This window comes from Planctomycetia bacterium, assembly GCA_034440135.1.
GTDB lineage: Bacteria > Planctomycetota > Planctomycetia > Pirellulales > JALHLM01 > JALHLM01.
The window spans coordinates 1-7168 of record JAWXBP010000252.1; the positions used below are offsets into that span (position 1 = coordinate 1).

Consider the following 7168-nt stretch of genomic DNA (forward strand, 5'->3'; position numbering starts at 1 on the left):
GTGACTTACTCCGGGCAACCGTCGCTCGCGCCGGACGAGTTGGCGGAATACCTTGAACCGTTGCAACGGCGCGCCGATCGACGTTGGGTGTCGCTCTCGCCGTTGCCGGAAGGCAAGTACGACGCCGCGACGCGCGTCGCCGATTTGCTGCGCGAGATGATCGCCGCCAAGGCGCATGGCGCGAGCGCGATCTTCGCCGCCAACGCGCTCGATCCCAAGCATGGATTGCTCGAAGCCGGCGGCACGCCCGGCGAGTTGTTCCTGCCCTGGCGCACGACGGCGCTGCAACTCGGCGGTTCAACCTACATCGGTCGCGTGGAGCTGCCGGGCGGATCGCGGAACGAGCTGTTCTCACGCGACGGCGCTGCCGTGATGGCGGTCTGGAACGCTCAGCCGACCGAGGAGCGGTTGTACCTGGGCGAGAAAGTCCGGCAGTTCGACGCCTGGGAGCGCGAGATTCCGGTCGAGCAGAACGGGCATGAGCAAGTGATTCAAGTCGGGCCGACGCCGACGTTCGTCGAAGGCGTGAACGAGGCGGTCGCGCGGTGGCGGAGCACGTTCACGTTCGACAATGCCCGATTGCCGAGCGTGTTCGGTCAACCGCATCGTAACGCCTGTCATCTGCGGAATCATTTTTCGCAGTCGGTCACCGGCCGCGTGCAATTGGTCGCGCCGCAGGGCTGGTCGATTCAACCGTCGCGGTTCGAGTTCAAGCTCGCCGCGGGGGAAACGCTCGATCAACCGCTGGAAATCATGTTGCCGTACGACGCATCGAGCGCGTCGCAGGACGTGCAGGCAGAGATCGAAGTCATGGCCGATCGCCGTTATCGCTTCCACGTGTTGCGCCGGTTGGAAGTGGGCCTCGGCGATCTCATTCTCGAAGCCCAAACGCGGCTCAACGAATTCGGCGAGCTGGAAGTGGAACAGAAGATCATCAACAACACCGACCAGGAACTCGCCTTCCGCTGCTCGCTCTACGCCCCTGGTCGCCGGCGCACGAGCGTCGATTTGGAACGCATCGGCGAAGGGCAAGACACGCGCACGTACGTCCTGCCGAACGGCAAAACCCTCCTCGGCCAGCAACTCTGGCTCCGAGCGGAAGAGCTCAACGGCGAGCGGGTGTTGAACCACCGCTTCGAGGCGGCGCCGTAAAGCAGCGCTCGCCGGAAATACCTTTCACCGGGCGACGAAAAAATCGGGGCGAAAGCGAGCCAATTCGTTGACAGTCTGCGGCACGTCAACATATAGTCTCTTGCACGAGCTCTTGCCTTGAATCGCTGTTTGGCGGCGCGTTCGGCGGGCATTCGTAACGATGTTCCTCACCCTTGACTTTCTCATTTCCTCACAGGTCGCAGATGTCAGACGAGTTGAAGAAGTTGCAAGCGAAATTCGCTACGCTCAAGAAAGAAGCGAACGTCGTCTACTCCGAGGATGCCAACCTCGCCAACACGAGTGCCAAAGCCTCCGCATTGAATGCGGTGAGCATCGAAGGCCTGGGCGTGCGCGTGCGCGAGTTGCGTGCCAAAGGCACGACCGGCGACGACATCAACGATTTCCTGCATGACAAGGAGACGATGAAGATCTACGAGAACGTCGTCAGTGTCGTCGCTTCGCTCAAGAAGACCCAGGACGACAAGGCGGCCAACGTGGAGGCGGCCAAAAACGTGCTGGCGAAGTTCGATGCACTCAAGGCCACGCTCGCGAAGGAGATCAAGGCGCGGAGCAAAAAGATCGTCGGCAAAAAGTCAGAATCGTCGCCGGAGATGCAGACGCTGATCGACGAGATCGACACCTTCTGCAGTGCGGATCCGGGCACGAGGTGCGATTCGCTCAATGCCCTGGCACAGCTGACGATCAAGCCCTTCTCGGACACCACGCTGCAGAACAGAATCGCCGCGGAACTGAAGAAGTCGGCAGGGCAAGCCGCGTCGGACGATCGCTCCAAACACCGAGAAATGCTAGAACAGAGCCTGAACGTGCGACTGCTTAAAGGCAAGTTCAACAAGATGGCGACGCTGTACAAGCAAGTGACGAGCGACAGCGAGGAATGCGCCAAGGCTTTGAAGGCGAAGGACTCGGCCGGCGCCAAGAAGGAGCTGGCGAAGGTTCTCAAAGCTCTGGATGAAATGGAAGCCATCATGACGCCATTGAACGAAGCCTACGAGGACAACAAGGGCTACCTGAAAACGTCGGAATCCGGCGCCGAGGCGATCGAATTCCTGGGCAACATGACAACGCTGCAGAACAAAGCGGCGAAGACGGTCGCGACGTTGCAGAAGGCAGTGAAGTAGCGTGGGGCGCGCCGCGATCGTATTCTTCGTCGCTTGCAATGCGATGGGCATGAGCCTGCTGTCCGCGGCCGCGCTCGCCGCACCGCCGCGCGGGTATTCGATTCCCTTCATCGACCTTGCCGCTCAAGCCGAGCGGCAAGTGATCGTTGATCGCGAACCTGGGCAGTATCTCGGACACCCGACGACGGTGCTGCTCGAAGACGGTCGTACGATCCTTTGCGTGTATCCCAAGGGACATGGCCGCGGGGCGATTGTCTACAAACGGAGCATTGATGGCGGCCTCACCTGGTCCGAGCGCTTGCCCGTGCCGGAGAGTTTCGCCACGAGCCAGGAGACGCCGACGATTCATCGCGTGGTCGATACGGCCGGCAAGATGCGATTGATTCTCTGGTCCGGCCGCTATCCTGCACGGATGGCCGTTTCGGAAGATGACGGCGCCACCTGGTCGGAACTTGAACCTGCCGGCGATTGGGGCGGCATCGTCGTGATGGGGAGCGTCGTCGAACTCACGGAAAAGCCAGGGCACTACCTGGCCATGTTCCACGATGACGGACGTTACTTTACGTCCGCTGGCAAAGTGAGCGACACGTTCACACTCTACAAGACGTTTTCCTCGGACGGCGGACTGACCTGGGACGCACCCACGGCGATTCTTCAGCGCAGTGACGCACATCTCTGCGAGCCAGGCGCGATTCGCTCTCCCGACGGCCAAGAAATCGCCGTGCTGTTGCGCGAGAATTCGCGGCGACTGAACTCCCACGTCATCTTCTCGCGCGACGAAGGCCAGACCTGGTCCGAGCCGCGTGAGTTGCTCGGGGCTCTCACCGGCGATCGCCACACCGCGAAATACGGGCCGGACGGGCGGCTCTTCATTTCGTTTCGCGATATGTGCCACGAAAGTTCTACCAAGGGCGATTGGGTCGCCTGGGTCGGCAAGTATGAGGACATCACTGCGGGACGCGAAGGCCAGTACCGCATCCGATTGATGGACAACCACAAGGCCGCCGACTGCGCGTATCCCGGCGTAGAGGTGCTGCCCGACGGCACGATCGTGACCACGACCTACGGCCATTGGACGCCGGGCGAATCGCCGTACATCGTTAGCGTGCGCGTCCGGCTCCACGAGTTGGACGCCTTGGCCGCAACAGGCAACACGCCGTAGCGAATTGCCTTCGTAAGGAAATCAGGCGCTGCATCGCTTGCGCGGCCAGGCCAGCATCAACATTCCGGGCAAGAACAGTGCCAGTGTGGCGGGCTCTGGAACTTGGCGCAGGATAATTTCGCCGTTGCCGTGAACTGTGAACGTGCCGTTGATTGCCATGCCCTGCTTCAGCACGCCCGTGAGCGTCCCGGTCTGTTCGCCACGGATCACACCGAAGCCTTGGTTGAACTCAGTCCCGTAAACATAGATCTTCGCATTATCTTCCGCGACGAGAATGCTTTCCTGCCCGTTCGCTTGGAAGTTCCCGCCAATGATGGAGACCAGCGATCCGCCACGGGCTACGGCGCCCCGCACGTTGCCGTCCACGTACGTCGCCAGGCTAAAGCCGTCGTTGTACACGTAGTCGAGCAAGTTCGCGCCGTTGAGCGTGATGACGCTGAAGTTATCGACGTGGACGGTATCGCCAATCGTGCCACCGGTGAGATTGGCGACCGTGCTCTCGGACAGGTAAAGCGAGTCGTGAATCTCGCCCCCGGACATTTCGAGATCGCTATCGTCCTCCAGGTACACCGATTCCTCGACATAGGCTGGGTCGACGAAATGCACCGTTGTTTGCGGCACCAGGCCGGCGATGACCCGGAGGCTCGAATCCTCATAGCGCGAGTCGATCGTTGTATCGGCATCGATCACTACTTCGGCGCCGACGGTGCTATGCGTGAAATCCAGACAGAGGACCGACAACAATACAAGAATTGCCCGACGCATAACGTGCCTCTTCAACGATGTAGATAGAATGGTGTTCCGACTGGCGTCAAGGTAAGCCCAGGCAACAGGCCCGTCAATCAAAAGTTCGGGGCGGGAAACACGAGTCGCAAGGCTTGGTATATGGGAAATCCCGTAGGTCAGGCTTTCAGCCTGACTTGAATTGTGTTCGACGCCGAAAGCGATGCGAGTCAGGCTGGAAAGCCAGCCCTACTTGGCGATACCACGCGACAGTCTCCGGTAGGCGGGGCGGCGCCGCCGAAGCCCCGAGGCCGTCAAATAGCGCTCATGCGGGCGGCGATTACGACCTCGGCTGCGGCGCTTGACCTGCGACTGCAACGCAACAAGGCACGAAACGAGAGAGAGATGCGACCTCCCTCCCGTTCGCGCCTTTTTGCGTGTTTTGAAGTCAAACGAGTCTGGCCGGCCTAATTCTCCGACGGCTCGATCAACAACGTCTCGCCGTCCAGGGCGATTAGCACCGGTTCGTCAAAGACCAGGTACTGCGAGAGTGCCTTGCCGTGGCGGTCGGCCAGTGCGAAGTACTCGTCGCTGAACTGGACGACCTTGCGAGCCTGCTTTTCCAATTCCTCCGTGACGACCGAATCGATCCAACGATTAGCGCGGCGATAGAACGTCTTCTGGGCGACGTTTCGGACGGTTTCCGGCGCCGCTTCCTTTGCGCGATCGGCCGGGGCGTTGGCCACCGCCGGGCCACGCAGCCCACCGCCAAAGCCGCCCCCGCCTCCACCGGCAGGACGGCTGGCGGGAGTTGAAGCGCCGCGGCCGTAGGTATCCGCGCCGCTGCGACCGCCGGCGCGTTGCAGACCGGCCTTGGCCGCGCGTTGCGTCACGCCGGACGCGCCATCGGCGTCCTCCAGAGACCTCAACCGCGTTTCGGCTTCCACCCGCACGGCCGCCAGGTCGCGGACGTTGGTGTTTTCGTCTGCCAGGAACGACGTGTAGGGCGTCAACACGCCGTGCCGCGTGGCGAGGGCCACTAATTCCTGGACCAACTCTTCGTTGTGTCCCTTCAGGTCCACTTCGTCGATGATCTCGCCGATGCGGCGCATCGCCCAAAGTTTTTCCACGAAGCCGAAACTGTCGTCGTTGCTCTTGGCCACTAGTTCGGCCGGGAAATCGAACGAGCGCTCGCTCCCTTGCACCTTGCCGCGAATAGTGACCTTCGCCGCGCCGGGCGTCTTGTAGCGGCCGACAAGGATGATCTGCTCGCCCGCGAACAGATCGTACACTTCGCGCGGATAGACGCGATTGACCGGCTCGCCTTCTTCGGTTTTCAGGCCGTCGATATCGACGCTGACCTTCACGTCGGTCATTACCGGCGACTTGATGCGGTTATAGAGCGACGCCACCCGGGCTTCGATGTCTTCTTCCGGCAGCACGTATTCGCTCTGTCCGAAGTTCTCGCGTACCAGGCGGTCCAACATGCGGCTGTTGACGTCATAGCCGACGCCGAAGGCCAGCACGCGGGCGCGGACCTGATTGGTCTTTTTGGCCAACTCGACGATTTTCATCTCGTTGGTTTCACCGACCGTCGGCAAACCATCGGTGAGGAACACGACGTAACTCGGGCGCGAAGTATCCTTGAGCTGCCCTAAAGCCGTCTCTAATGCGCCGCTGATGTTCGTGCTGCCGCCGGCGTAGATGCCTTCCACGAAGCCGAGCGCCGCTTTGCGCGTCTCGTCGTTGTACTTTTCCAACTCCGGACGAAAACTCTCGACGCCGGTATCGTAGGCCACGATGTTGAACAGATCTCCTTCGCGTAAGTTGTTCAGCACGAATTTGAGCGCGCCTTTGGCCTGCTCGATCTTCTGCCCACTCATGCTGCCGGAGCGATCGACGACGAATACGACTGTCTTGGCCGGAATCTCCGCCGTATCCGCCTTCACGTCGGGCGTGGCGAGCAGCAAGAAATAGCCGTCGTCCTTTTCATCGGAGCGATACGAAACGACGCTCGTCCCAAGGACGTCGCTGCCGACGTCGTAGAACAGCCGGAAATCCTGGCCCGGAATGGTGTTCTCGGCCTTGTACTTGATCGTGGCGTTGCCGCCGGAGCGATCGACGCTCACCGAATGCGTCGGGCTATAGACGTTCTTGATTTCCGTGCCGGAGGTAATGTTCACCTGCACGTTCAGCTTCTCGACGGGCTGCGAAGTGTACTTGGCCGTGCTGAGCGGGAACAAAAAGTCCGTCAGCCCGCGCTCGCGGCGGCAGAGTTGCGAATACGTGAGCGTGACCTTGCGCTCCGCCCCAGGCGGAACCGGGAACACGCTGGTCTGGAACATGCCTGTGCCGAGCCATTCCAGCAGCGCCGGGTCGCGGTTCCGGCGGACAGTTTCCTCGTAGATGCGCCGGGCGTCAGTAGCTTTCATCAACTTGCCGGGAAACTCTTTGCCGTCGACCAAGAACGTGAGCTGGTCGATGGCCCCGTCGTGCGGCAGCGGGAAGACGAAGCTGACCTCCATCGGCTGGCTGCCAGTGTTGACGAACGACTGGCTCACCTGGACCTTGGCGACCTGGTCCTGCAACCGGACGTGAACGTCCAGTTCCTTGATGCGGTAGCTGCTCGGCGGCGGAGTGGGCATCGGCACAGGCCGCGGCAGCCGAATCCGCTGGGAGACGTCCTCGTTGATGAGTAACCCCTGAGCCAGGGCCAAGATCGGACTGGCCAGCACTCCGCCCAACGCCAACAACCAAATGAACCGTCGCATGACATCCTCCCGTTCCGGGTCAGGAACCTGCCTGTGAGCGCAACGCTCCGCTGTTGTTATAACGACGAAGCGGCAAGCGACTTAGACTTGGAAAAATTGCCGGCGAGAAAAGTGATGCCGGATTAGGCTCTGTTGACGATTCGGTCTGCTTCAGGTTAAACACTTGCGGTCGGAATTGGAATTCCGATTGCACCCTGGAGGCTCGGATGCCATGCGGTACA

The 7168-nt window shown here is 60.9% G+C and carries 5 protein-coding genes; 3 read left to right on the plus strand and 2 right to left on the minus strand.

Going from position 1 to position 7168, the window contains the following annotated elements:
- The 3 genes from SGJ19_15520 to SGJ19_15530 all read left to right on the plus strand — a co-directional run.
- A partial coding sequence (locus tag SGJ19_15520; GenBank protein ID MDZ4781660.1) for a hypothetical protein occupies window positions 1–1152 on the plus strand: 1152 nt, incomplete at its 5' end.
- A gap of 203 nt (window positions 1153–1355) precedes the next feature.
- Window positions 1356–2291: a hypothetical protein gene (locus tag SGJ19_15525; GenBank protein MDZ4781661.1), complete on the plus strand. Its 936-nt coding sequence runs from the start codon at window positions 1356–1358 to the stop codon at window positions 2289–2291.
- 49 nt (window positions 2292–2340) lie between these two features.
- Window positions 2341–3453, plus strand: coding sequence for a sialidase family protein (locus SGJ19_15530; protein ID MDZ4781662.1), 1113 nt, complete (start codon window positions 2341–2343; stop codon window positions 3451–3453).
- A 21-nt stretch (window positions 3454–3474) separates the two neighbouring features.
- Here the strand turns inward: SGJ19_15530 and SGJ19_15535 are convergent, their stop codons facing one another.
- Together SGJ19_15535 and SGJ19_15540 are read right to left on the minus strand one after the other, a co-directional pair.
- A complete protein-coding gene (locus tag SGJ19_15535; protein ID MDZ4781663.1) occupies window positions 3475–4218 on the minus strand; it encodes a hypothetical protein in 744 nt (247 codons plus the stop codon).
- 425 nt (window positions 4219–4643) lie between these two features.
- A complete protein-coding gene (locus SGJ19_15540) occupies window positions 4644–6947 on the minus strand; it encodes a VIT domain-containing protein (protein MDZ4781664.1) in 2304 nt (767 codons plus the stop codon).
- Between the last annotated feature and the right edge of the window lie 221 nt (window positions 6948–7168).

Bases quoted from the DNA above. Each gene is read 5' to 3' on its own strand.
- SGJ19_15530 (MDZ4781662.1), top strand. From the start codon at position 2,341: ATGAGCCTGCTGTCCGCGGCCGCGCTCGCCGCACCGCCGCGCGGGTAT.
- SGJ19_15540 (MDZ4781664.1), bottom strand. From the start codon at position 6,947: ATGCGACGGTTCATTTGGTTGTTGGCGTTGGGCGGAGTGCTGGCCAGT.
- SGJ19_15525 (MDZ4781661.1), top strand. From the start codon at position 1,356: ATGTCAGACGAGTTGAAGAAGTTGCAAGCGAAATTCGCTACGCTCAAG.
- SGJ19_15535 (MDZ4781663.1), bottom strand. From the start codon at position 4,218: ATGCGTCGGGCAATTCTTGTATTGTTGTCGGTCCTCTGTCTGGATTTC.